Genomic DNA, 25,995 nt, shown 5'->3' with positions numbered 1-25,995 from the left:
TACGCGCTACGTGTGACGTGCAACCCAATCGGCAAGCACGCTGTGAATTGCATCCAATCCATCGAATAACGCTGCCGGCCCTGGCTGCAGGATGATGGGGGATTTGATTTCATGCATGTCGTCGTTGCGCACGGCGGGAATCGCATCCCAGCCTGGCCGCGCGGCCACGCGTTCTGGGCGGAAACGCTTGCCGCACCAGGATCCAAGAATGATGTCCGGCGCGCGACGCACCACTTCGCTGCCGTCGGCGAGAATGCGGTGCTTGGCTAGAGACTCACGTGCGAGTTCGGGGAACAGGTCTTCGCCGCCAGCAATGCCGATCAGCTCGGCCACCCAGCGTATGCCGGTGATGATCGGCTCATCCCATTCCTCGAAATAGACCTTGGGCCGCCTCGGCCACGCCGCGGCGGTAGCGCGCACCTGGGCAAGATGCGCTTCGGCCTGCTGCGCATAACGCTCGGCCTTTTCGTGCGCGCCCACCATCGCACCGAGCCGGCGGATATAAGCAAGAATGCCTTCCACACTGCGATGATTGCTGATCCACACTTCGACGCCCGCGCGGATCAGCTCACGTGCGATATCCGCCTGGATGTCGGAAAAACCGATCACCAGATCCGGTTGCAGCGCGAGGATTTCATCCAGCTTAGCGCTGGTGAACGCCGATACTTTCGGCTTCTCCTTGCGCGCACGCGGCGGACGCACGGTGAAGCCGGAGATGCCCACAATACGGTGCTCTTCGCCGAGCGCATACAGCACTTCGGTGGGTTCTTCGGTGAGGCAGACGATGCGGTGGGGAAAGGGATCGTTATCTGTCATGCGCTAATCATCAGTGGCCAAACACCGTCACCATCACCTTGCGCTGATGCGGATCCACCCGGTGCTCCCACAGATAAATGCCCTGCCACGGCCCGAGCTGCGGCTTGCCGCCATGCACGGGAAGGGTCAGGCTCACTCCGGTGAGGATGGCGCGCACGTGCGAGGGCATGTCGTCCGGCCCCTCGGCATCGTGCTGAAAGATGGCGTCGCCGTCCGGTACGGCGCGGGCGAACCAGCGCTCCAGATCGGCACGCACGGTCGGGTCGGCGTTTTCACTGATCAGCAGTGAGCAACTGGTGTGCGTAGTGAAGATGTTGACGATGCCGGTGTGCACGCCGCTTGCCGCCACCAGCTCGTTCACTTTGTCAGTGATTTCGCTGAAGCCGCGACCGCGCGTGTGCACGGTGAAGCCGTTCTGCGCGACATGTTCCGCGGGTGTGGCTCGGCTCATGGCGCTCTCCTCCTCATGGGTATAGCAGGCGGCTGGTCCAGGTCTGGCCATGGCGGTCCCAGCGCACGCGTTCGTGCAGCCGGAAGTTGGCGCCATACCAGAATTCGATCATGTCCGGTTCCACCACGTAGCCGCCCCAGTGCGGCGGGCGCGGTATGTCGCGGTCGGCGAACTGCTGCTCGTATTGCGCCACGCGCTGTTCGAAGGTCTCGCGCGCCGCCAGGGTTTGCGACTGCAGCGAAGCCCACGCGCCGATCTGGCTGCCACGTGGGCGGGAAGTGAAGTAGGCATCGGATTCCTCCACCGACACCTTGCGCGCCATACCCTCCACGCGTACCTGCACACCTTCACGCAACCGCTTCCAGTGGAAGCATAGGGCGACCTGCAGGTGGGCATCGATCTGCACGCCCTTGTCGCTCTCGTAATTGGTAAAGAAGCGAAACCCGCGCTGGTCGGCCCCTTTCAGCAGTACGATGCGCGAGCTGACGCGGCCCGCGGCATCGACGCTGGAGAGATTCATGGCAGTAGGCTCCGGATCGCCACTGGCCACGGCCTGGTCCAGCAAGGTGTTGAATGTGTCAAGGATCTCGGGCTTCAGCATGAGATGATCTATAGGGTCTTGAATCGTAGCCAGCGCACGTCATGATTACGCGATGAAGGATGATGCTAGCACGCAGAACGAGGCCCTCGCCGGCCACCTGCTGGATCATTACGCCGGCCGCATCGCGCGAATGCAGCGACCGTACGTGCTTGGTCTATCGGGCCTGCAAGGCAGTGGCAAAAGCACCCTTGCACGGGTGATCAAGGCCAAGGCCGAACACCGCGGCTGGCCCACCGAAGTGCTGTCGCTGGACGACTTCTACTATTCACGCAGCGAACGCGAAACACTCGCCCACCAGATACACCCGCTGCTGCGCACGCGCGGCGTACCCGGCACGCACGAGATTGAATTGCTGCTATCCGTGCTCGCTGCTTTGCCTAATGCTTCTGAAAAGTTTCCGGTGACCTGGCCGCGCTTCGACAAAGGCCGCGACACGCGCACGCCACCGTCACGCTGGCCGCGCGTGATCCGCCCACCGCGGCTGGTAGTGGTGGAAGGCTGGGCGCTTGGTCTTCGGCCGCAGTTGGAGAGTGCGTTGGAAAAACCTGTCAACGCCCTGGAACGCGACGAAGATCCAGACGGCCGCTGGCGCCACTGGGTGAACAAACAGCTGCGCGCCTACCAGCCGCTGTGGCGCAAACTGGATGCCCTGATCGTGCTGCAAGCACCGAACTGGGAAGTGGTGCGCGAGTGGCGCAGCGAAACCGAGAAGGAACTGCTGGCGCGCGGCGCGCCGCTGGCGATGGATGCCCAAGCAATGAAACGCTTTCTCGCCCATTTCGAACGACTGAGCCGGCATGCGTTGGCCACCCTGCCTGTATTGGCCGATACCTGCGTGGAATACGACACCCATCATCAGGTGACCGGACTCAGTCACAGCTGAAAGAGCCGCGTTGCATCGGCATGCCTTCGCATAGGCATCGATAGATGCGCGCCATGCAAAATGCGCAGCCTGTTCGCTTCGGTCGATGCATTTCGGACCAGTTCTATGTGTTCGGCCAAACCGTCAAACCATAATCGGTACTCAGCAAAGCCAGTGGAAGCCGAATTGCCATGACAGCAGTTCGTCCACGCCTTTTGTAGCGGAATCAGAAGCCCGAGATGGCAAATATCGCCACGCGCATGTCGGACGCTGCGTAGCCACCGAACGACCCATGGCCTAGCCAGCAGCGTAATCAAAAAACATTCACGAGCTGCCTAGCCCCATGTCCACGAAAGTCGCCAACGACACACTACCTTCCAGCGAACGCGCCGTCCGGGTGGCGATTGCGGATGATCATCCCTTGCTGCTGGCCGGACTCACGCACGAGCTGCGTGATCAGCCGGACATACGTATCGTCGGCGCCGCCAAGAATTCCACCATGCTGGTGGAACTGCTGGAAACGCAGCCTGTCGACGTGGTCATTTCCGATTACGCCATGCCCGGCGGCAGCCATGGCGACGGCATCACGCTGTTCGGCCTACTCAGGCATCGTTTTCCGAACGTGCGCATCATCGCCTTGACCATGATGAGCAATGCCGACGTGATCCGCTCGCTGCTGGCGCAGGACGTGAACTGCATCCTGAGCAAGGCCGATTCCCTGGAATATCTCACCACCGCGCTATATGCAGCGCTTGCCGGCAAGCGCTATCTTTCACCTGGCATCGAAGCCATCGTACAGCGCCATAGCATTCAGGGCGATGCATCGCGCCAGCGCCACCTGTCGACGCGCGAACTGGAAGTGGTGCGGCTATTCGTATCGGGCCTCACCATCAGTGAAATCGCCGAGCGCCTGCATCGCAGCAAACAGACGGTAAGTACGCAGAAGATGAGCGCGATGCGCAAGCTGGGCATCGGTCGCGATGTCGATCTGATCAAGTACGGTATCGAGGAACACCTCACCTCGCAGAGCGCCGAACCGCATGCCGAATCCAAGCCCGCGCCGCGCTCCAACAGCGCGCAATCCTGACTTCACTCCGCCGGTGGCGCGTTCCTGATGCAATCCGCGTAACCCTCGCGCGTATCGGGCCAACGAAAGCGAAAACCACTCGTCTTGAGCCGCGCATTGCTGAGCCGCTTGCTGCCGATGCCTACGGGTGCCGGCCCGCTCGGAACAGGCGGCGCACCCGCCAACCTGGCGAGATCGTCATAGAGAACGTCCAGCGGCAGCGGCGTATCGTCCACGCCCACGTACACCGGTTGCGGATCACGCAGTGCGAGCAGATGCACGATCGCCGCCGCGGCATCGTCGACGTGGATGCGATTGGCCCACTGCTGCTGTTCTCGTGGTGCACGCGCCTGCCCCGCGCGCAAACGCTCGATAAGCTGCATGCGTCCCGGCCCATATAGACCGGCAAGACGCAGCACCACGGCGTCGACAGGCTGATTCATCAACCACTGTTCCGCCTCCCATAACACCTGGCCATTAAAGCCTGGCGGCGAAGGCGGCGTCGCTTCGTCCACCCACGCATCACCGTGCTCGCCATACACGGCGCTGGACGATACGAACAGCATGCGTTCCAGCGAGGCCGCATCCAGCGCATCGATTACGTTGCGCAAACCGTCGAGGAACACGGCGCGATAGCTCTCCGGCTCACGTGCCTGCGGCGCCGGCATGAATACCAGCCGGGTTATCCGCTCCGGTAGCGCAGCGAGTGTTTCCGGACAGGTCAGATCCGCGGACAGCCATTGGATGCCGTCGTCATGATCCGGCGGATGACGGCGGAACGCATAGACCTCGTTGTCCTGCGCCAGCAGCAGGCGCGCCACGTGTTCACCTAGGTCGCCGCAGCCGGCAATCAACACTCGTTCGGACATCTATTCACTCGCTTGCTAATATTCACGCATGAACCCTTCGTGCAACCTGTTCCTGATCGGTCCTACCGGCGCCGGCAAGACCTCGATCGGCCGGCAGCTCGCCGCGCGCCTAGGGTTGCCGTTTCTTGATCTCGACCAGGAAATCGAGCGCGTCACCGGCGTTTCCGTCAGCACCGTCTTCGACATCGAAGGCGAAGCGGGTTTTCGCCGGCGCGAACGCGCGCTGCTGGACGAGTGTAGCGGCCGCCACGGCGTGGTGCTGGCCAGCGGTGCAGGGGCCGTGCTTGATCCAGCCAATCGACGCGCCTTGATGGAACGCGGTTACGTGGTATGGCTGCAGGCTACGGTGCCATTGCAGTTGCAGCGGCTTGCGCTGGATACCTCGCGCCCGCTGCTGGCCGACGCCGATCGCCATCAGAAACTGGAAGCGATGGCGGCCGCACGCACATCGCTGTATGAAGAAATTGCCGATCTGATCATTCCTCCTGGCTCCGAACAGGAAGGTGTTGCCGCAGCCAGCGAGCGCTGCATCGCCCTGATCGACCAACACTGGAACCGGCAAGCTGCATGATGAACATCACAACCCCAAACGAAACCATTCAAGTCACGCTCGGCGAACGCAGCTATCCGGTATGGATCGGCCGCGGCCTGCTCGACGATCACGCACGCTGGCGTGCCGCGCTGCGCGGCCGGCATGCGCTGGTGATCAGCAATCGCACCGTTGCGCCGCTGTATCTGGACCGCATCGCGCAGGGGCTGGATGGCTTGCGCTGGTCGCCGTTCCTGCTCGACGACGGTGAAGCGCACAAGAGCTTCGCCAACGTCGGCTTGGCGCTGGAAGCCTTGGCCACGCTCGGCGCAACGCGCGATGCCTGCGTGATCGCGCTGGGCGGTGGCGTGGTCGGTGATCTGGCCGGCTTCACCGCCGCCTGCTGGATGCGCGGCATCGACTTCATTCAGATGCCGACCACACTGCTGTCGATGGTCGATTCCTCGGTGGGCGGCAAGACTGGCGTCAACCTTCCTGCCGGCAAGAATCTGGTCGGCGCCTTTCATCAGCCGCGCGCCGTGGTAGCCGATATTGGCACGCTGGACAGCCTGCCTGCGCGCGAATATCGCGCCGGCATGGCCGAAGTGATCAAGGGCGCGGCTATCGGTGACGAAGCCTTTTTTGCCTGGCTAGAGCAACACGCCGCCGCGCTCGCTGCACGCGAGGAAACTGCGCTGGTGCAAGCCATCGCCACCAAGGTGCGCTACAAAGCCGGTGTGGTGGCGCGCGATGAAACCGAACAAGGCGAACGCGCCCTGCTCAATCTCGGCCACACCTTTGGCCACGCGTTGGAAACCGCCGGGCATTACACAACGCTGCTCCACGGCGAAGGCGTGGCCGTCGGCATGTTGCTGGCTGCACGGCTTTCCGAACGCCTCAGCATGAGCACGCCCTCCGACACGCAACGTCTGCAGCGATTGTTGAACGCCACCGGCCTGCCGACGACGGTTCCCTCCGGCTACGATCCCGAACAACTGCTGGCGTTGATGCGATTGGATAAAAAGAACACTGCCGGCACGCTGCGCTTGATCCTGTGGCGTGGTATCGGGCGCGCAGAGATCGTCTCGGGAGTCGACGAGGCTGACGTGCTCGCTGTGTTGCGAGAAGCCGTGTAAGCGTGACAGCGCCGAAGATTGGTTGCGTAGCTATTTCGACTGGTTGGAACTCGATCCGCGTTGCTACTCGCTCGAGTTTGCAAAACAGGACACGGATGATCGCCCGCTTGCCCGCCTTGCTTCAGGGATCGGCCAGCAACGCGGCAGCCTTATACGCACCTGAAACTGCATGCCCTGCTCTTGCCCGTAGGCATAAGCAAAAGCCGACGCTCGCTAGCGAGGCGCCAGCCCTCTAAAATGAACTGCCTGCGGCCTTGCCGCCGTACCGTCATACTGGACGCCATGCGCCTTTACCTGCAAACCATGCCAGCCTCGGCCGAACCGCCGCGTTACGTTCAGATCGTGCTGGAGCAGGATCTGCTCGGCGGCTGGACGCTGTACCGCGAGTCCGGCACGCAGGGTGGCCGCGCCACGCTCAAACGCGATCAATACCTGGAGCGCGATGAAGCCATCGCCGCCTTCGAAAAAGTGCGCGATACCCAGCTCAAGCGCGGCTATCGCGTGGTCTTTGCCCAAGGGGTAGATGGCCCCTACGGACGCCGATAAATGTCTACCTCTTTGAAGAATGATCGCTTGCTGCGCGCCCTGCGTCACGAGCCTGTCGATACCACGCCCGTGTGGGTGATGCGCCAAGCCGGCCGCTACCTGCCCGAATACCGCGCCACGCGCGCGAAAGCCGGCAGCTTCATGGCCCTGGCGCAAAGCCCCGAACTGGCCTGCGAAGTGACGCTGCAGCCGCTGGAGCGCTACGACCTAGATGCGGCCATCCTGTTCTCCGACATCCTCACCATTCCTGATGCGATGGGCCTTGGTCTCTCCTTCGCACAAGGCGAAGGCCCGCAATTCGCGCACCCGGTGCGCACGCGTGCCGACGTGGAACGGCTGGGCGTGCCGGACATGGAAAGCGAATTGCGCTACGTGATGGACGCGGTGCGTGTGATTCGCCGCGAACTCGCCGGCCGCGTTCCGCTGATCGGTTTTTCCGGCAGTCCGTGGACGCTCGCCTGCTACATGGTGGAAGGCGAAGGCTCACGCGATTTCGCCACCCTCAAGTCGATGTGCTGGAACGACTCGGCGCTCGCGCACAAGCTGCTCGATACCCTGGCGCGCTCCGTGGTCGCCTACCTCACCGCACAGGCAGCTGCCGGCGCACAAGTATTGATGATCTTCGACACCTGGGGCGGCTTGCTGGGTCCGGCGGCGTTTCGTGAATTCTCGCTGCGCTACCTCGCACAAGTGGTCGAGGCGCTGAAATCAGACCTCCACGCGCGCGACGTGCCGGTGATCCTGTTCTCCAAGGGTGCAAACACCCATCTCGCTGAGATGGCGGAAACCGGCTGCGCCGCGCTCGGCGTGGATTGGACCATCGACCTCGCCGATGCGCGCCGCGCCGTAGACGGCAAGGTTGCGTTGCAAGGTAATCTCGATCCGGCCGTGTTGCGCGCCAGTCCCGACGTGATTCGCCGCGAAGTGCGGCGCGTGCTCGACAGCTATGGCAACCATCCAGGCCATGTGTTCAATCTTGGCCACGGCGTAACACCAGAAGTCGATCCCGAGCACGTGAAGGTGCTGGTCGATGAAGTGCACGCGTACAGCCGCGTGCTGCGCGTCGCCTGAACTTGATTCCCCTTCTCACCGGCACGGCATTCCACGAGAACTGCGTGCCGGCGCGAAAGTGTCACGATGCGCGCATGTCTTCCAGTTCCATGCCACGCGTTTCGCGCACGGCGCGCATCACGAATAGCAGGGAAACAAAAGCGAACAGCGCATACAAGCCGTATGCGAAAGCAAGACCGATCTGCGCCAGCCACGGAAAGGTGCTGGTGATGACGAAATTGGCCACCCACTGCGCCGCCGCCGCCACCGCCAGCGCGATCGCACGGATGCTGTTGGGAAACATCTCGCCCAGCAGCACCCATACCATCGGTCCCCAGCTCAAGCCGAAGCACACGACGTAGGCATTGGCGGCCACCAGCGCGACCATGCCCCAGGGCGCCGGCAGGCTCAGCGCTGCACCGCTGCCGATCGCTTGCGAAAAACACCACGCCATCAAGGCCAGCGTAATGGCCATGCCCGCCGAACCGATCAGGAGCAGCGGTTTGCGTCCGATCTTATCGACCAGCGCGATGGCCACCAGCGTCACCAACACATTGACGATCGACGTGAATACGGTGATCGAGAACGAATCGGCTTCGCTGAAGCCCACCGAATGCCACAGCGTCGACGAGTAATAGAAAATCACGTTGATGCCGACGAACTGCTGGAACACCGACAGCAGAATGCCCACCCACACGATCGGCAACAAACCGGCGCGCGGACCGCGCAGATCTTTCAAGCTTGGTCGGTATTCCACTTTCAAGCTGTGCGCGATGTCGTTGATCTTCGCGTCCAGTGCATGATCGGTGTGCAAATCCAGCACTTTCGCCAACACCACGCGCGCTTCGGCGGAGCGTCCGCGTGCGACGAGGTAACGCGGTGATTCCGGCACACCCAGCACCAGCACGCCGTAAATCAACGCCGGCAGCGTGGCGACCAGGAACATCCAGCGCCAGGCTTCCAGCCCGAACCACAACTTCCCTGCGGCGCCGCCGGCCGTGCTCGCCAACCACGCATCGCTGAGCAGCGCCACGAAAATGCCGAGCACGATCGCGAGCTGCTGCATCGAACCGAGACGTCCGCGCACATTCGCTGGCGATACCTCGGCAATGTAGGCCGGTGCAATGACCGAAGCCATGCCCACGCCGATACCGCCAATCACGCGCCAGAACATCAGATCCCATACACCGTGCACCAACCCCGAGCCGATCGCGCACAGCACCAGGAACAGCGCCGCCACCTGCATGCTGCGCACGCGGCCCAGCCGATCGGCCAGCGGCCCCGCGTACCACGCGCCCAGCGCGGAGCCGAGCAAGGCGCACGACACGGCGATGCCGATCTGCCCGGCGCTCAGGCCGAAGCCATGACGCACTGCATCAACCGCACCGTTGATCACCGCCGTATCGAATCCGAAGAGGAATCCGCCGATGGCCGCTGCGGCAGCGATCAGCACAACTCTAGCCGTGGCGCGCCCTTCTTCCCCCTGCGTCGCGCTCGCATCTGTATTTGTATTTAAGTGCATGGGCTCATGCTCCCCGCATGATGGCTTCAAGTGGTGGACGATTCTGCGCATGCTTCGCAGTCCTGTCTGACTGAATACGTATGCAGAGCCGGAACTCTAGCAGCGTCGCATCATATGCCCGGTGGCGTTCCCCTTCCATTTTGGCGGGATAGCCAATCTTGCCGGAGAACTCCGTCAAAGCGCGTAGGTTGGGGTGACGCGTAGACGAACCCCAACACCGCCATGCCTGCTGTTATGTCGAGGCGTGTTGTGTTGGGGTTCGCATGCGCTCACCGCCAACCTACACCCTCACCCTAATCCTCTCCACGGAGGGGAGAGGAAACAAGCGCGTCAGCATGCTCGAAGAAACGCCGCACATCGCCGACATCCCGCGTGCGCGGCATCGGCGGCAAGCTATTGAGAAACAGCTTGCCGTAACTTTTGGTGGTGAGGCGCGGATCGCACAGCATCAGCACACCGCGATCATGCACATCGCGAATCAGGCGCCCTGCCCCCTGCTTCAGCGCAATCGCGGCAGAAGGCACCTGCCAGCCCATGAACGGGTTGATGCCCGCCTGCTCCAATGCCTCAAGACGCGCCTGAAGCACCGGATCGTCCGGCGCGGCGAACGGCAGCTTGTCGATCATCACGACCGATAATGCTTCGCCGGCCACGTCCACGCCTTCCCAGAAGCTGGCCGCGCCAAGCAGCACGCCATGGCCGCTGTTGCGAAACTCTTCCAGCAATTGATGCCGCGGCGCACTGCCCTGCACGAACAAGGGCCACGGCACGCGATCGGCCAGCAGATCGGCTGCACGGCGCAATGCGCGATGCGACGTGAACAACAGGAACGCGCGGCCGTTGGAAGCTTCCAGCACCGGCAGCGTGGCGTCGATCACGCGGTCGGTGTAATCGCGCATCGCCGGATCGGGCAAACCTTCCGGCATGTAGCACAACGCCTGGCGCGCGTAATCGAAAGGACTTTCGAGACTCAAGGTCTGCGGATCGTCCAGGCCGAGCTGGCGCGCGAAATGATCGAACTGCCCCGCAACCGACAACGTCGCCGAGGTATGGATCCACGCCGCATGCGTGCGTTCGCGCATGGCGCGCAGCGGTGCTGCCAAGTCCAACGGCGTGGCGTGCAGCGAAAAGCCTCGCGGGAACAGTTCATACCAGCGCACATCATGCTCGGAAGACTTTTCGGCGACGCGATCCAAACGCTCGCTCAAATGCACCGCGCGCTCGTGCACGTTCATTAGACCGCGCGAACGCTCCGCCTGCGAAGCAAGCGCATCGGTCAGCGCAGCCAGCACTTCGCCCAGATCATGCAACGCCGCCGGTACACCATCACGCCGCAACAACTCATGGAAAGCGCCACGCACAGGCAAGCTGTCGATCGCCAGCCGGAACTTGCGCACGGCTTCCTGCAAAGCCTCGACCGGTTCCAACACCAGACCGATCGCCCCAGTGATGCCGTTGCATTCGGCCAGCGCATCCTGCGCCAATTCGGTGAGCTGGCGCGCGCTGATACTTTGCGAAAAGAACTGCCCGGCGAGTTCCGGCACCTGATGCGCTTCATCCAGAATGAATGCCTGCGCGCCAGGCAGGATTTCGCCGAAACCCTCCTGCTTCAAGGCCAGGTCCGCGAACAGCAGGTGATGATTCACTACCACCAGATCCGCCTCCTGCGCTTCGCGGCGCGCGGCGATCACGTGGCAATCGTCGTAGAACGGACATTCCACGCCCAGGCAGTTTTCCGGCGTGGAGGTGACGCGCGGCCACAGCGGCGAATCCTCCGGCACCTCCGCCAGTTCCATGCGGTCACCGCGGCGTGTGCGCGCGGACCACGCACGAATCGCCGCCAGCTGCGTCGCTTGATTGCGATCGAAACTGGCCCCCTCGCGCACCGTCTGATCCAGACGATACAAACACAGGTAATTGGCACGCCCTTTGAGCAACGCTGTCTTCAAGCGCGCGCCGAGTACCGAGCGCACTTTCGGTATGTCGCGGAAAAAGAGCTGATCCTGCAGCGCCTTGGTGCCGGTGGAAACGATCACCCGCTCACCCGATAACATCGCCGGCACTAGATAGGCGTAGGTTTTACCCGTGCCGGTACCGGCTTCGGCAATAAGCGTTTCGCATTCAGCGATGGCGTGCTGCACCGCGCGGGCCATCACCTGCTGCGCAAGGCGCGGGGCGAAATTCGGCAATTCGCGGGCAAACGGGCCGTCGGCGCCGAGCAGTGCGCCGATGTCGTCGGTGTCGGTCATCGGCACAGTATCGCGCAGCAGCCGCGCGGGCGGTATGGGAAAGCCGGATTCAAGAACTATGACGCCTCACTCACACCCGCGGCGTCCACCACACGACCAATGCCTTCGTGTTCGATGGCGCGCATGGCATCGCGCAGCACCGTGGCGTGAGTGTCCCTGGCGACGCCGATGCGGAACAACAGCTCGCCTTCCGCGCTGCGCGAAGAATGAATGGAGTCGAGATTGATACCGCGTTGCTCGAACACCGATAGCAGGGTTCGCAACGATCCTGGCCGATCCAGCGGCAGAAACACACTGATGTAACGCGGCTCGTGCAGATCGGCGAGCAGATAGCCCAGGCGCTCGAAGGCGTAACTGCCTTCGGCCACCGCCTGCTCACCGACGTATGTGCGGCTTTGTGTAAGCAGTTTTTCGCGCAATTCGTCGCGCGCCGCATCGTCGCCGCTGCGCACCAGATCGCGTAGCGTATCCAGATGCGCAGCGAGGCGTTCCAGCATGGGCGCAACGTAGGGATTCTCGAATTGAATGTCCTGATAGATGGCCGGATTGCCAGCAAGGATGCGACGCGTTACCGCCATGTCGAGTTCGTAGCCCACTGAACTGAAAGGACGGATGCCATCGAAATCGCCCACCGCAGGTGCCAGCTCACGCAACACCGCACCCTGCGCCATGTGCGTGGCGTGCACCATGCCTTGCACTAGCGCCATCACGCGGTCGTGCCGTTCGGCGTCGGCGCGCACGCAATCGGCTTCGCTGGCGACGAGGAATTGCTCCAGCCACGCACGCCATCTATGCAGGCGCGCTTCGCACACCACCATCGCACGGCCGCGTAAGGTGGCTGCCTTGGGTGCGGCGCTCATCGGATGCAGGCCCACCACTTCGGCTTGCGAGGTGAGCATGGCCGCGACCGGCGCGGCCTTGATCGACGTGATGTCCAGCCAGAGCTGCTCGCGTTCGATGCCGGCGGCTCGGTCGACGTAGCGGCGGATCACGGCGGGCGTCTCGCGGATCGGCGCGCAGAAGATCAGTACGTCGATCCCTTCGATCAGGGCGCGTTCCGACAATGTCGTATCGCCGTGAGGATCGCGACCTAGGACCTGCAGACCCATGCGCTCTTCGAAGAAGCGGCGCAGCCATCGACCGTAGGCGCCTTGGCTGCCGACGAGGCCGATCCGTGGCTTGTCGTGAGTCATGCGGAAGGATGCTTTGATGGAATCGCGCGCAAGATGGGTTCCCCTTTCGTAATGCGCCTACTTGCTTGTCGTCATCCGGAATGACGATCAGGGATAGCTGGCTGGCCCCTCATCCCTACCCCCTCCCCGGAGAGGAGGGGGAGTGGTCGTCGCCATCAAAGCCGCTGTATACCCGGCTCGCGGCATTCACCCACCCACTTGCTCGCCGCCGCGGCGCCCTGCTCATCGTTGGCATGCTGACGAATTTCCACGATGGTCTGCCAATTGCGCGCACACAGCGGCCCCTGTTTGGAACCCAACGTCCACGACTGATGCGCAAGCTTTTCGGCAAGCTGGAAATCGCCCACATAGATGGCGACTTCGGCGCGGTCTTGCAGCACATCCGGCGCATCGGGATTGCGCTTCAGCGCCATGTCCAGCTTTTCGCCAGCGGCCTGGTACTGGCCGTTACGTTCATCCTGACGCGCGCCATCCTGCAGAGAGACGATGCCCGGATCGACCAAGGGATGCACGTTGATCACCGATTTATCGCGCTCACCAGCGGCGCGAATCTCGTCCACCATCGCCGCGGTGGATTTTCCCTGCGGCTTGGGTGCCTCAGGCGCGGGCTGGGCGCAGGCGGCGAGCAGGATGGCCGCGAGCGCGGCGGGCACGAAGGGGGTGCGGATGCGGATCGGACAGTACGACATGATCATGCTTGGCTACTGATTGCTGACGGTGGCGGCGGCTGGCGTGTCGGAGGCCGGAGCCGAAGCGCTCTGACCAGAGCCAAAGAGATTACCGACTTTTTGCCAGAAGCACCCCTCCGAATCGGTGGACAGCGTACCGGCGATCACCGGCACCTGCTTGGCGCCCGAGCACGCCGGGTCGCTGCGCCGGCCGTCGGTGGGATTGATCCAGGCCATTTCCAAACCATCGCCCGGCGCCGGTGACAGCGGCACCGTGGGCAGCTTACGGAACAGTTCCTGCCAGGCGCGCAGGGCACCGGTGGAGCCCCACAGATGGCTCGGCTTGTTATCGTCGCGGCCCATCCAGAACACGGCCAAGCGGTCGCCGGTGAAGCCTGCAAACCAGCTGTCGCGCAGATCGTTGCTAGTGCCGGTCTTGCCAGCCGTATGCAGCGAGGCCAGGTTGCCATCCCCCAGCGAGCGGGCTGTGCCATACGTGGTCACTTGCTGCATCGCCCAGGTCATCAGACGCACGGCGGGCTGGTATTCACCCTTGCCGGCTTCCACTTCATAGCGCTTGATGGTGCGGCCGTTGCCGTCGACCACGCCGCTCACCGACAGCAGCGGCAAAGCGTGGCCGTCCGAGGCGATGTACTGGTAGAGCTGTGTTACTTGCAGCGGCGACAGATCGACTGCACCGATCAACAACGATGGACCGGGCTGGATCTGCGTCAACCCGAACGAATCGAGGAACGCCTTGATGCGCTGCACGCCTACGTCCATGCCGAGATGGATGGTGGCGAGGTTCCAGGAATTGGCCAGCGCATCGACCATCGGCACCATGCCGTGGCTCTGGTTGTCGTCGTTGTGCGGCGTCCACCAGCTGCCGTCGGGTTGCTTCATGCTGATCGGCGAATCGTCCAGCTGGGTAGCGAGGTTCCAGCGCTCCGGATTGGTCAACGCAACCAGATACACGAACGGCTTGATGGTGGAGCCGATCGGCCGCTGCGCATCCAGTGCGCGATTGAAGCCTTGCTCGTCGGCGACTTTGCTACCGACCACCGCAAGCACGCTGCCGGTCTTCGAATCAGTCACCACCCCTGCGCCCTGTGTATCCTCGCCGCGTTTGCCGAGGTTCTTGATCGCGGTACTGATCGACTGCTCCGTATACAACTGCGTGGCCGGATCGAGCGTGGTGAAGACGGAAAGATTGCCCTGCTTGAGCGTGTCTTCGTCAAAATCGTTGATGATCTGCTGACGCACCAGTTCCATGAAGGCCGGGAAGCGGTTATGCGGCAACTGGCCATCGGTGATGACGCCCAGCGGCATGGCTTTCGCGGCATTCGCCTGCTCCGGCGTGAGCAGGCCCGTCTGCGCAAATTGATCCAGCACTAGATTGCGCCGCGACAGAGCGCGGTCGGGATAACGACGCGGATCGAGCTGGCTGGGACCTTTCACCAGCCCGACCAGCAAGGCGATTTCCTGCGGGCGCAGGTATTCAAGGCGACGCCCGAAATAAAACTCCGACGCCGCGGCAAAACCGTGCACCGCCTGGCTGCCCTGCTGGCCGAGGAACACTTCGTTGATGTACGCCTCCAGGATGCGCGCCTTGCTGTAGTGCCGCTCCAGCAGGATCGCCATCAGCGCTTCGTTCGCCTTGCGCCCCATGGTCTGTTCGCGATTGAGGAACAGATTGCGCACCAACTGCTGCGTGAGCGTGGACGCACCCTGCACGGTGTGGCCGGCGCGCAAGTCGGCAAACATGGCGCGCAGGATGGCGGTGAAGTCGACGCCGATGTGATGCTTGAAGTCTCGGTCTTCCACTGCCTGCAAACCACCCACCAGCAGTTGCGGCACATCGCTTAATTGGAGGTAGCTGCGATCTTCCTGCTTGGCACCGTATACGGTCGCGATGCGGGCAGGATCCAGATGCGTTTCCGCCAGCGATTTCCCAGCGCCCAGATCGGTTACCGACTGCACCACACCTTCGCCCAGTGCCACGCGGATGTGCTTGGGCAGTTCGCCGCCATCCGGTCCGGCGTAGCCGCGCGAGGAAATGAAATAAGTGCTGCCCTTCTTCGCCCAGCTGCCGGGCACCTCGCCGCCACTCTCGTTCACGTAGCCGGAAAAGGTCAGCTCCACTTCCAGCGTACTCGGCGTCATCGGCACGCTGGGAGCCAGCCGCAACGGTTGCGAGTAGATGCGTGTGGGTACCGCGAACACGAGGTCGTTGAAGCGATCCTGCACGCGCTTGTTGAGAATCAGCGAATACGGCAGCAGGAAACCGAACAACAGGCCCGTGCAGACCCAGAACGGAATGCGCAGCCAGGGCCAACATGCGCTTGCGATCGAACGGAGTCGGCTCAGAAAGTCCAAGGGGTATCCAGTGTGGGAAAGTCGGATCGGCGGTATCGGATCATAGGGCCCGGCACCCGGCGGTCGGATGAATGCAGGCCTGCCAGGAATGGCGTAACGCGGGCATCCCGCGGCGTTTGCACAGGCGTTTCACGTTGCCCTATCCACCCGACCGACCTCGCGAGGAGCTTTTCGCAGGATGGAACATAGGGTTAAACGCGCCAGCAGTCCGCATCCGGGCGGAACGGCCGCGGCTGCACACCCAACAGTCGAGTCATCTCGGCGTTGTCGGCGACCAGATCCGCCTCCAGGCGGCTCAACGGTCCGCGCAACGGTCCCACGCTGCCACGAGCCAGCCGCAGCAGCCATGCCGGCAACGGCAAAGGCAGGGTGTCGATCGGAAGGCTACGCCGCACGCGCGCAAACATTTCGCTCACCGGCAGCTGCTCGCCGCCGCCGATAGCGAGGATCTTGCCAGCGGCGTCGGCTTTATCCAGCGCCGCGAGCGCGGCATAAGCCAGATCCTGCGCATGCACCGGCTGACGCAAACCACGGCCCTGCGGCAGCGGAAACACGCGCGTGCGCATGGCGCGGTGAGCGATCGGCGTAAGGCTCTTGTCCAGGCCGGTGCCATAAATAAGCGTGGGACGTAGCACCGTCCACGCACTGCCATGCTGCTCGCATACGGCAGCCAACGCCGCTTCGCTGTCGCGGATCAATTGGGAAAGATCGCGCTCCGTCGGCACTTCCGAGACGCGTTTGGTTTCCGCGCTCATCGAACTGATCACCACCACACGCGGCGCATGCGGCAGTTCGACCTGTTGAAGCCAGCTCGCAAAGGATTGCAATGGGCCGAAACTAAAAATGGCCGAGATGTCTTCGACGGCAGGTACGGCATCGGGAAGATGCCCGGTGAGCCACGTTACTCCTTGCGCCGGCGCGCGCGCAGAGCGGCTCAACGCCACGACCGGTTCATCGCGAGTCGCCAGCAACGGCAGCAGGTAATGCCCGATCTGGCTGCTACCGCCAAACACCAATACCGTCATCGACTACCCTGCATGCGCGCGGCAAGTTCCCGCACGCGCGGATCGTCGGGCAGCAACCGGCGCCCCTGTAACAGCGATGCAGCGGCGTTGTTGCGATCACCGCTATCGAACTGCTGCTCGGCCTGATCGACCCACGCATACGCCAGGCGCTGGCGCGAGATCGACAAGGCGGTATCGCCCGGCTCGAGATTGCTAAGCGCATCGAGCAGGCTGCCTGCCTTATTGAGATTGCTGTCGCGCAACGCCTGATTGAATTGCTGTTGCACCAACCCCGGCAGACCTTGCAGGCCAGCCAGCGCTTCGGGGTTGTTGCCGTCGATGGCGAGCGCGCCGCGATACAGGTCATACGCGCAGTCGCCGGGCGGCGACATGATATTGCCGTGCGCCGCGGCTTGTCTGGCGCGACTCACCATGTCCGCGACCTGGATCTGCTGTTGTCCGGTCAGCTGTGCCTGGGGTAGCGGAGCGTTGTCTTCCTGACTTGCACTTGCGGTCGCTTTTTCGTTGCCCGCTGCGGCGCGGGGAGCAGGAGCGGGTGCCTGGCCCAAGCGCGCACGTGCGGCGACCAAGTCAGCCGATCCCGGCGCAAGCGCGTCGGCTTGATCCAGCAGTTGCCGTGCGTGATCGGCATCGCCCGCATCGATCGCCGCGTTAGCCTGCACCACTAGCGCTTCGGCCACCTGGCCGAGCCCGGCCTTCGCCTGCGCGTTGTTCGGATCGATGGCGAGTGCCGCCTTGAAGTGCGCCAGCGCGGTGTCATTGCCGTCGCCGACGATGCGTCCCGCGCGCAAGGCCTCGTTGCCTTGGTTGATGGTATCAGTCAGCGCGCTGCTGGCTTGCGTTTGCAAGGCGGACAGCGATGCACGCAAGGTCGGCAGTTGTGCATAGTTGGGCATCAAGGCCGCGAGACGATCGATGCCGGCTGACGCGGTGGCGATGTCGTTGGCATTCAGCGATCTCTGTATTTGCGCCGCCATCGCATCGCCAACTTGATCCATGCCGTGCCGCGCAACGGCGTTATCCGGCTCGGCCGCCAGCACGCGCTGATAAAGCGCAGCAGCGCCGTCCGGGCCATCGAGCTTGTTGTTGGAGAGGGCTTGTTGCGCTTGCGCGATCAAGCTGTCCGTCTGGCCCGATGAAACCTGCGCCTTGGCGATGTCCTGGGTAAGGCGATCCACGTCGCTGCCGCCACCGAGCAGTTCGCGCGCGTTGGTCAATGCCTGGTTGGCTTCGTCGATGTTGCCGGCGCGCAAGGCCGCATCTGCGCGGGAGATTTCCGCGCGGCCCACATCGTTGAGACCTTGCCGCGCGGCATCGTTGTCCGGCTCAAGCGCGCGCGCCGCTTCGAACAGCTCGCGCGCACTGGTGCCATCGGTGCCGTCGAGATGGCCTTGCTGCAAGGCGACTTGCGCGTGATGCAGCACGTCGTCGAAATCGGTACGCGGCACCAGGCTGCGCAAACGGCTCTGGTTGAACCACAGGCCGGCGATCGCTGCGAGCAACACGGCGATCAGCAGCGGCAACGCCCAGTTGCGCCTTTTATACGGACTGCGTCCCGAGGACGAGCCACGCCGATAAGCGGGTTCGACCTTGATCTGCGGCAAGCCGTCGTCCGGCTCGACGGCCGGTTGGGGCCGATCCAGCTGATCCAGATTGCCCAGCTTCGGTTCGGTTCGGCCGGAATAGCCGGGGTCGTTCGGGTCGCGGTTTCCGCTCATGGCTCGAGAGCTGGCAGATGAAGGTATTCAGCTTAGCATTGCGGTGATGACAGCAGCCGGGAGCGAGAAGTTGCGTTCAGGAAGCGGGAAATGGGGAACAGGGAACGGGGAACATTGGCTTCACTACGTGGCGAAAGTCAGTGGCGAACCAGCTTGATGAAAAAGTCTCTTCGTTAGCCTCGAACTCAACGCTCCCCGTTCCCTGTTCCCCGTTCCCTGTTCCCCGCCCCACTTACCCCGCCCCCACCCTGCGCGCCTCCACCACATTCGGCAGCGCAGCGAGCCGGTCCAGCAAGGCGGAAAGCTGCTCGAAGTCGCGCACACGCAGCGTGTAGCGCATTTCCACTTCGCCGGTACGCGGAAACAGGCGGCTGCTGGAGGCGATGATGCCGATGTTGGCGTTGCTGATCACGCCCACGACATCTTTTTGCAGGCCTTTGCGATCGTAGCCGTTGAGCTGGATGGTGACTTCGTACGCCTGCGCATCGGCGTGTCCCCAGCTCACCTCGATCACGCGGTCCGGATCGCGCCGGGCGAGTCGCGCTAGGCTTGTGCAATTGGCACGATGCACCGACACACCGCGCGTGCGCGTGATGAAGCCACGGACCGGATCACCCGGCAATGGCTGGCAGCATTTGCCCAGTACGGTGAGCAGATTGCCGACACCTTCGATGGTGATGGCACTGTGGTCGAACACGGTAGGGCGCGCCGCCGGCAAGGGCGTGCTGAGCGGCGGTTCGTGCGGTTGTTGGGATTCCTGCAGCAGGCGCGTCACCTGCCCGGGGCTGATTTCACCCAGCGCAAGCCCGACTAGCAGTTCGTCCTGTGTCTGCAGATGGACCATCGCCGGCAGCTTGGCCAGATCCACGTCCGGCAGCGCCATGCGTTTCAGCTCGCGCTCCAACAGAGCGCGGCCCGCCGCGAGATTGGCCTCGTGCGCGCTGCGCCGGAACCAGGCGCGCACCTTGTCCCGCGCACGACTAGTGTGCAGATAGCCGTGATGTGGCGACAGCCAGTCGCGACGCGGCTCGCCCACCTTGGTGGTGAGTATTTCCACGCGATCGCCGCTGTGCGGCTGATGTGTCAACGGCACGATGCGTCCGTTGACCTTGGCGCCACGGCAGCGATGTCCTACTTCGGTGTGCACGTGATAAGCGAAATCCAGCACGGTGGCGCCGTGTGGCATGTCGACCACTTCGCCCCTGGGTGTGAGCACGTAGACGCGGTCTTCCAGCAGCTCGGTTTGCAACTCGGCAGCCAGCTCGCCATCATCGTTGCGCGGCTCGAGCAGTTTTCGCATCCAGGCGATCTTGGCTTCGAAATCCGCATCGCCGCTGCCGCCTTCCTTGTAGCGCCAGTGCGCGGCCACGCCCAGTTCGTTGGCGCGATGCATGTCATGCGTGCGGATCTGCACTTCCAGCGTTTTGCCGTGCGGACCTATTACCGCCGTGTGCAGCGAGCGATAGCCGTTGCTTTTGGGGCGCGCCACGTAATCGTCGAACTCGCCGGGCAGGTGCGGCCACAGCGCGTGCACGATGCCAAGCGCGGCGTAGCAGTCCGACACCGAATCCACCAGCACGCGCACGGCGCGAATGTCGTAGAGATCGGAAAACTCCACCGCCTTGCGCTGCATCTTCTTCCAGATGGAGTAGATGTGCTTGGGACGTCCGGCCAGATCGGCACGGATATCCGCTGCGCGTAGCGCTTCACCCAGCTCGGTCAACGCTTGGCGGATAAAGTGCTCGCGATCGCTGCGACGCTCGTCCAGCAGCTTGGCGATGCGCCGATACGTATCCGACTGCAGATAGCGGAAGGCGAGGTCTTCCAGTTCCCATTTCAACTGCCAGATGCCAAGCCGGTTGGCAAGCGGTGAATGGATGTCCCGGGTCAGTCGCGCCAGTTCCTGCCGTTCGTCCTCCGGCAAGCTGCCGGCGGCGCGCATGCGGGCCAGTTGGCGCGCCAGCAGAATGAATACCACGCGCACGTCGCGGATGATCGCCAACAGTAGGCGGCGCAAACCTTCGGATCCGCCCTCCGGCGGTCGCTGCGCATGCAACGCCCAAACGCGTTCCGCCGCCATCTGCCCGGCGACCAGGCGTTGCAATTCCTCCGGCACGGAGGCGGCGCGCTGCTCCCACACCAGCGGATGCGTGCGCGCAACTTCGAACCACAACGCGGCCGCCTGGGTTTGCGCATCGCAACCGAGCATGGCGAGCAGATCCAGCACGTCGCCACACTCGCGTTCGTTCACCCCGTTCTGCGCGCACACCGCCAACGCGTCGGCAAGTACCGGGGGCAGCGTGCCGGCCCGTGACTGCCACGCCGCCAAGTGGCTTGCAGTGGTAGTGGCGTGAACCATCGTGCGGTGTTCCTCTGCGGCACGGCATAGGGATCATGCCATGCGTGATGGAGCATAGCGCAACCTCGACGGGGGCCAGAAAGCGTGGCGTAGGCTGGGATGGCAATCCCAGCCTACGTCAGCGCAGCGCTTCCAGCGCCTTCGCCAGGCGCTTTGCCGACACCGGTTCCGCCGTCTTCAACTCCTGCGCGAACAGCGACACTCGCCACTCTTCGATCAGCCAGCGCAGTTCATCCAGGCCCTCGTCACCAGCCGCGCGATGATTGAGGTATTCGTGCCAATACGGCAGCACCTGCAGCATGCGCTGCTGATCCTTGGCCGGATCCTGGCGCAAACGCTCGGCGCGCAGACGCATCGCTTTGAGATAACGCGGAAAGTGCGCGAGTCGCGCGGTGAAGAGCTCGCGCAGGAAGCCCGGCGCGAGCAGCCCATCAAGCTGTTCGCGCAGATCGTCGTAACTGGCGCGAGCAAAGCCGATCAACGGCGGCTGCAGCCAGGGCTTCAGATCGGCCTGCGCTTCGATGATCGGTTCGGCCAGCTTCAGCCGTTCCACCGCTGCAGCGAACAACTCGCGCGCCGCGTGCGTGCGTAACACTTCGAAGGCGGCGGCGCTGCGCACGTTGAGATGCTGCGTTTCGAGCAGATCGTTGAAGCCGCCTTCCACCAAGTCTTCGCGCATGCTGTCCACGCTGCCGAGCGGCGCATACTTCAAGGACAGAGGATTGGAAACCGGCAAACGCCGGCGAGCCTGCTTGATGTCGCTGGCGAGCGCATTGCGCAGTAGGCGTTCCACACCTTTGACGTGCGCGGCCTTTGCTTCGTCGTGCCGCTCGAATACGCGCAAGGCGACCGCTTCGCCAAGATCCACCAGCGCGGGGAACGCCATCAACCCGCCTTCGGAGCGCACCTGCTCGGGGATTTCCTCGAAATCCCAGCTCGTCACGTCTTCGCGTGTGAGTTCGATGTCGGTCTTGCGCGAGAAGGCTTCACGCGCCTGACCTTCCCATTGGTCACGCAGCGCGGTGAGATCACGCCCCGTAGCGAGCGTGCGCCCCTGTTCGTCATGCAGGCGGAAGCGCGTCGTGAAATGCGGCGCGAGTTCTACCTGCGCGAATTCGCTCGCCTCGATCTCCACGCCCGTCGTACGCCGTAGGAAGATGGCAAGCATCTTGATCAGGGGCTCATCGCGCGGCGCTTCCGCCTCGACGAAGGCACGCGCAAAATCCGGCGCGGGTACGAAGTTGCGACGTAAAGCCTTGGGTAGTCCGCGAATCAGTTCCGCCACTTTGTCGCTGAGCAGGCCAGGCACCAGCCACTCGCAGCGCGCAGCGGGCAGCGCATTGAGCATCGCCAGCGGCAGATGCAGCGTGACGCCGTCGGCTTCATCGCCCGGCACGAATCGGTATTCGAGACGATAGCGCTGCGGCGGAATATCGAGCGAAGCCGGAAACGCCTTCGGGTCCAGCCCGGCGCCGCCCACCATCACATCGTCGATCGACCAGCGCAACGCCGCCTGTTCGGCGGGACGCGCGTTGCGATACCACGCCTCCAGCGCGCGGCTGCTGGCGACGTCCTCCGGCAATTTTCCACGGAAAAAATCGACCAGTTCGTCTTCGTGGCGAATCAATCCTTCGCGGCGCTGGCGTGCCTCGATGCCGCGCGCGTCTTCCAGCACACGCTGATTGGCGCGCACGAAATCCGCGCGTGTTTCGATGTCGCAGCGCGCGAGCGCTTCGCGCAGAAAGATGTCGTGCGCCAGCGCGGGATCCTGCTTCTGGAAGGTCACTGCTCGCCGCTCGACCAACACCAGTCCGAATAGGCTGACCTGTTCGTACGCCACCACGGTGCCACGCTTACGCGACCAGTGCGCATCGCGACAGGTGCTGCGCAACAGGTGCGCGGCCTGTTGTTCGATCCACAGCGGCTCGACACGGGCGCACATCATGCCCCACACGCGCCCGCCGATATCGAGAATTTGTGCGGCGAAGAGCCAGTTCGGCGGCGTTTTGGCGAGCGCGGAGCCGGGGAACACCTGGAAGCGGCGTTCGCGGGTGCTGCGATAGATACTCTTCTCGTCCTTATGGCCGACTTGCGTGGGCAAACCTGCTAGCAAGCTGCGGTGGATGGCTTCGTAGAGTTGTTCGCCCTCCCCGCTGCTTTCGCTCCCTCTCCCCTCTGGGGAGAGGGTTGGGGTGAGGGGCTGGGACTTGCGGGAAGCTGTATCCGTGCGAGTCCTTTGAGAAATCTTTTCGCGCGCTTTTGCTGCTCCTCGCGAGGTTGTCCCCTCTCCCCGCAGGGGAGAGGGCGTAGTGGTATCCAGCTTCCACCCAAGCTCGTGCACCACCAGCAACAACTGCCGATGCAGCTCGCGCCATTCACGCATGCGCAGAAAACTCAGGAAATGTCGCGAACACCAATCCCGCAATTTCGACTGGGTCAGTTCTTCGTGCGCGCTGTCGTACTCGCGCCACAGGTTCAGCACGCCGACGAAATCAGACTTGGGTTCGGCAAATGCCGCATGTGCCGCGTCTGCCTGCTGACGCGCCTCGGCCGGACGTTCGCGTGGATCCTGGGTACTGAGGAAGGCCACGATCACCAGCAATTCACGCAGGCTGCCAAGCGTGTGCGCCTCCACCAGCATGCGCGCAAGCTGCACGTCGATCGGCAAACGGGCTAGCGTGCGGCCGGTCGTGGTGAGCTGGCGTTTGTCATCGATCGCACCGATTTCGGCGAGGCGGCGATAGCCATCGGCCACCACTCGCGGATCAGGCGATTCGAGGAACGGGAATTCATCTACTTCGCCCAACTGCAGCGACAACATGCGCAGGATTACGTTGGCGAGCGAAGAGCGCAGCAGTTCCGGATCGGTGTACGCGGCGCGCGCGGCGTAATCGGCTTCGTCGTACAGGCGATAGCAGATGCCGGGGCCAACGCGGCCGCAGCGTCCCTTGCGCTGATCCGCCGCGGCCTGCGAAATGGGCTCTACGTGTAGGCGTTCGAGCTGACTGCGTTGGCTGTAGCGCTTCACGCGCGCGGTGCCGGTGTCGATCACGTAGCGGATGCGCGGCACGGTGAGCGAGGTTTCCGCCACGTTGGTGGCCAGCACCACACGCCGCTTTGGACCAGGCTTGAACACGCGGTCCTGATCGGTCGCAGAAAGACGCGCATACAGCGGCAGGATTTCCGTTTCGCGAAATTGCCGGCGCGACAGCAGCAGGTGCGCGTCTCGAATCTCGCGTTCGCCGGGCATGAACACCAGCACGTCGCCGAGCGGATCGTCGTGGGTGATTTCATCCAACACAGCGGCGACATGTTCGGCACTGCCCTGCTGCAACTCGCTATTGCGCTGATTGCGGCGCGCGGCAACCTCGTCGACGGAACGCCAGCGCACTTCCACCGGATACGTGCGCCCTTCCACCGACACCACCGGTGCGTTGCCGAAATGCTCGGCGAAGCGCGCGGTGTCGATGGTGGCGGAAGTGACGATGATCTTCAGATCCGGCCGCTTTACCGCCAGGCGCCTCAGATAGCCGAGCAGGAAGTCGATGTTGAGGCTGCGTTCGTGCGCCTCGTCGATGATCAGCGTGTCGTAGTTCGATAGCCAGGGATCGTTCTGTGTTTCGGCCAGCAAGATGCCATCGGTCATGAACTTGATCAGGCTCTGCTCGGAGACCTGGTCGGTGAAACGCACCTGGAAGCCGACCTTGTCGCCGAGCTGCGTGTCCAGCTCTTCCGCCACGCGGCGCGCCACTGAGCGCGCGGCCAGCCGGCGCGGCTGCGTGCAGCCGATCATGCCGGCTTCGCCGCGCCCTGCCGTCAGGCACAGCTTGGGCAGTTGGGTGGTTTTACCCGAACCGGTTTCGCCGGCGATTACTACGACCTGGTGCTCGCGGATCAGCTTGACGATCTCGTCGGCGCGGGCGGTGATCGGCAGCGATTCGTCCAGCCGAATCGGCGGCTTGCTTTGCGCGCGACGCTGCCTTCGCGCGGCCGAAGCGGAAATGTCGGCGGCCAGCGCTTCCAGCTTTTTCTCGTCCGGGCGGCGCGACAGCCCGCGCCAGCGGCCAAGCAGGCGTCCAAAATCGCGGCTGGAAACCGTGTCCAACGATTTGCGCAAGGCGCGCAGACGGGTTTCCGGGGAAGCGGAGGGGAGATTGGTCTTCGTATCGCTCATGCAGACATACATGATAGCCGGTAGCTATCGACAGCATCCGCATTATCCATTTCCGCTAGCGCGCGGGCCTGGCTAAGCTCATGGCCCAGACTTACCTGATGAGGAACGCATCATGGCTACTACCAGCATCGGCATCGCCAAGAAGGATCGTGAAGCCGTCGCCAAGCAGCTTTCCAAGCTGCTGGCCGATACCTATTCGCTGTACTTGAAAACCCACAGCTTCCACTGGAACGTGACCGGCCCGCACTTCAACAGCCTGCACACCATGTTCGAGACGCAATACAACGAACTTTGGCTGGCCGCTGACGAAGTGGCCGAGCGCATTCGCACGCTGGATGTGTTCGCACCAGGCTCCTACAGCCAGTTCGGCAAGCTCACCACCATCAAGGAAGAGCCCAGCGTGCCGGATTGGAAAGAGATGGTGAACCAGCTCGTGACGGGCCACGAGATCGCCGCCGCTACGGCGCGCGAGGTGATCAAGGTGGCCGATGCAGCCGGCGATGAAGGCACCGTGGACATGGCGACCGGGCGCCTGAAGGCGCATGAGAAGACGGCGTGGATGCTGCGGTCGCTGTTGAAGTGATGGCGAAGCCTTGTCCCTCACCCCAGCCCTCCCCCGGAGAGGTTGTGAAAAATTTGCCTTACACCGGTCACCCCAGCGAAAGCTGGGGTCCAGTGTCTTGATGGGCAAGAAAGTCGCTGGATCCCAGCTTTCGCTGGAATGACGAGCGTGAGTTTTTTACGACCTTGGAGGGGAGATGGCGCCAAGCCCTGACCTCGCGCTG

Annotated in this window: 20 protein-coding genes; 7 read left to right on the top strand and 13 right to left on the bottom strand. The window is 63.3% G+C overall.

Annotation, left to right across the window (positions count from 1 at the left end):
• Nucleotides 1-6 precede the first annotated feature (6 nt).
• Genes ISP18_RS05775 through pdxH form a run of 3 tightly spaced genes read right to left on the bottom strand, consistent with a single transcriptional unit; the run spans nt 7 to nt 1,868 of the window.
• The gene (locus ISP18_RS05775; protein ID WP_380007920.1) at nt 7-816 is read right to left on the bottom strand and encodes a cobalamin-binding protein; all 810 of its coding nucleotides are present in this window, start codon (nt 814-816) and stop codon (nt 7-9) included.
• Between the two features lie 10 nt (nt 817-826).
• Nucleotides 827-1,267, bottom strand: a complete 441-nt coding sequence (locus tag ISP18_RS05770) for a secondary thiamine-phosphate synthase enzyme YjbQ (protein ID WP_380007917.1) — start codon at nt 1,265-1,267, stop codon at nt 827-829.
• Nucleotides 1,268-1,280: 13 nt separating this feature from the next.
• Nucleotides 1,281-1,868, bottom strand: a complete 588-nt coding sequence (gene pdxH, locus ISP18_RS05765; RefSeq protein ID WP_380007914.1) for a pyridoxamine 5'-phosphate oxidase — start codon at nt 1,866-1,868, stop codon at nt 1,281-1,283.
• A gap of 52 nt (nt 1,869-1,920) precedes the next feature.
• Between pdxH and ISP18_RS05760 the strand changes: the two genes are divergently transcribed.
• A complete protein-coding gene (locus ISP18_RS05760; RefSeq protein ID WP_380007911.1) occupies nt 1,921-2,751 on the top strand; it encodes a kinase in 831 nt (276 codons plus the stop codon).
• A gap of 322 nt (nt 2,752-3,073) precedes the next feature.
• Nucleotides 3,074-3,817 carry a response regulator gene (locus tag ISP18_RS05755; protein WP_380007908.1) on the top strand — a complete coding sequence of 248 codons (744 nt, stop codon included), beginning with the start codon at nt 3,074-3,076 and terminating at the stop codon, nt 3,815-3,817.
• Nucleotides 3,818-3,819: 2 nt separating this feature from the next.
• On the opposite strand, the gene ISP18_RS05750 is transcribed toward ISP18_RS05755, so the two are convergent.
• The gene (locus tag ISP18_RS05750) at nt 3,820-4,665 is read right to left on the bottom strand and encodes an SDR family oxidoreductase (RefSeq protein ID WP_380007905.1); all 846 of its coding nucleotides are present in this window, start codon (nt 4,663-4,665) and stop codon (nt 3,820-3,822) included.
• A gap of 28 nt (nt 4,666-4,693) precedes the next feature.
• Between ISP18_RS05750 and ISP18_RS05745 the strand changes: the two genes are divergently transcribed.
• The 4 genes from ISP18_RS05745 to hemE all read left to right on the top strand — a co-directional run bounded on the left by ISP18_RS05745 (nt 4,694) and on the right by hemE (nt 7,947).
• The gene (locus ISP18_RS05745) at nt 4,694-5,236 is read left to right on the top strand and encodes a shikimate kinase (RefSeq protein WP_380007902.1); all 543 of its coding nucleotides are present in this window, start codon (nt 4,694-4,696) and stop codon (nt 5,234-5,236) included.
• Nucleotides 5,233-6,330, top strand: a complete 1,098-nt coding sequence (gene aroB, locus ISP18_RS05740) for a 3-dehydroquinate synthase (RefSeq protein ID WP_380007899.1) — start codon at nt 5,233-5,235, stop codon at nt 6,328-6,330. Before ISP18_RS05745 ends, aroB begins: the two co-directional genes overlap by 4 nt.
• A 282-nt stretch (nt 6,331-6,612) precedes the next feature.
• Nucleotides 6,613-6,876 (top strand): hypothetical protein, encoded by a 264-nt coding sequence (locus tag ISP18_RS05735; protein ID WP_380007896.1) that lies wholly within the window; start codon nt 6,613-6,615, stop codon nt 6,874-6,876.
• Nucleotides 6,877-7,947 carry a uroporphyrinogen decarboxylase gene (gene hemE / locus ISP18_RS05730; RefSeq protein ID WP_380007893.1) on the top strand — a complete coding sequence of 357 codons (1,071 nt, stop codon included), beginning with the start codon at nt 6,877-6,879 and terminating at the stop codon, nt 7,945-7,947.
• Between the two features lie 61 nt (nt 7,948-8,008).
• On the opposite strand, the gene ISP18_RS05725 is transcribed toward hemE, so the two are convergent.
• The 9 genes from ISP18_RS05725 to hrpA all read right to left on the bottom strand — a co-directional run bounded on the left by ISP18_RS05725 (nt 8,009) and on the right by hrpA (nt 25,210).
• Nucleotides 8,009-9,448: a sugar porter family MFS transporter gene (locus ISP18_RS05725; protein ID WP_380007890.1), complete on the bottom strand. Its 1,440-nt coding sequence runs from the start codon at nt 9,446-9,448 to the stop codon at nt 8,009-8,011.
• A gap of 293 nt (nt 9,449-9,741) precedes the next feature.
• Nucleotides 9,742-11,697, bottom strand: a complete 1,956-nt coding sequence (locus tag ISP18_RS05720) for an ATP-dependent DNA helicase (RefSeq protein ID WP_380007887.1) — start codon at nt 11,695-11,697, stop codon at nt 9,742-9,744.
• A gap of 56 nt (nt 11,698-11,753) precedes the next feature.
• Nucleotides 11,754-12,890, bottom strand: coding sequence for a prephenate dehydrogenase (locus tag ISP18_RS05715; protein WP_380007884.1), 1,137 nt, complete (start codon nt 12,888-12,890; stop codon nt 11,754-11,756).
• A 155-nt stretch (nt 12,891-13,045) separates the two neighbouring features.
• Nucleotides 13,046-13,585 (bottom strand): tetratricopeptide repeat protein, encoded by a 540-nt coding sequence (locus ISP18_RS05710; protein ID WP_380007881.1) that lies wholly within the window; start codon nt 13,583-13,585, stop codon nt 13,046-13,048.
• 6 nt (nt 13,586-13,591) lie between these two features.
• Nucleotides 13,592-15,934, bottom strand: a complete 2,343-nt coding sequence (gene mrcB, locus ISP18_RS05705; RefSeq protein WP_380007878.1) for a penicillin-binding protein 1B — start codon at nt 15,932-15,934, stop codon at nt 13,592-13,594.
• Nucleotides 15,935-16,125: 191 nt separating this feature from the next.
• On the bottom strand, nt 16,126-16,959 hold the full coding sequence (locus ISP18_RS05700) for an SDR family oxidoreductase (RefSeq protein WP_380007875.1): 834 nt from the start codon (nt 16,957-16,959) through the stop codon (nt 16,126-16,128).
• Nucleotides 16,956-18,677: a tetratricopeptide repeat protein gene (locus ISP18_RS05695; RefSeq protein ID WP_380007872.1), complete on the bottom strand. Its 1,722-nt coding sequence runs from the start codon at nt 18,675-18,677 to the stop codon at nt 16,956-16,958. The genes ISP18_RS05700 and ISP18_RS05695 overlap by 4 nt, the downstream gene beginning before the upstream one ends.
• Before the next feature lie 232 nt (nt 18,678-18,909).
• Entirely contained in the window at nt 18,910-21,036 is a 2,127-nt protein-coding gene (locus ISP18_RS05690; protein ID WP_380007869.1) for a RelA/SpoT family protein, read from the bottom strand.
• A gap of 118 nt (nt 21,037-21,154) precedes the next feature.
• Nucleotides 21,155-25,210 carry an ATP-dependent RNA helicase HrpA gene (hrpA, locus tag ISP18_RS05685; protein WP_380007866.1) on the bottom strand — a complete coding sequence of 1,352 codons (4,056 nt, stop codon included), beginning with the start codon at nt 25,208-25,210 and terminating at the stop codon, nt 21,155-21,157.
• Between the two features lie 112 nt (nt 25,211-25,322).
• Between hrpA and ISP18_RS05680 the strand changes: the two genes are divergently transcribed.
• Nucleotides 25,323-25,793: a Dps family protein gene (locus ISP18_RS05680; protein ID WP_380007863.1), complete on the top strand. Its 471-nt coding sequence runs from the start codon at nt 25,323-25,325 to the stop codon at nt 25,791-25,793.
• Nucleotides 25,794-25,995 lie beyond the last annotated feature (202 nt).

Origin of the sequence: Dyella humi, from assembly GCF_044904605.1 — a bacterium.
In the GTDB taxonomy this organism is placed as follows: domain Bacteria; phylum Pseudomonadota; class Gammaproteobacteria; order Xanthomonadales; family Rhodanobacteraceae; genus Dyella_B; species Dyella_B humi.
The sequence above is the reverse complement of the archived record's forward strand: the minus strand, read 5'-3'. Positions and strand labels throughout refer to the sequence as shown.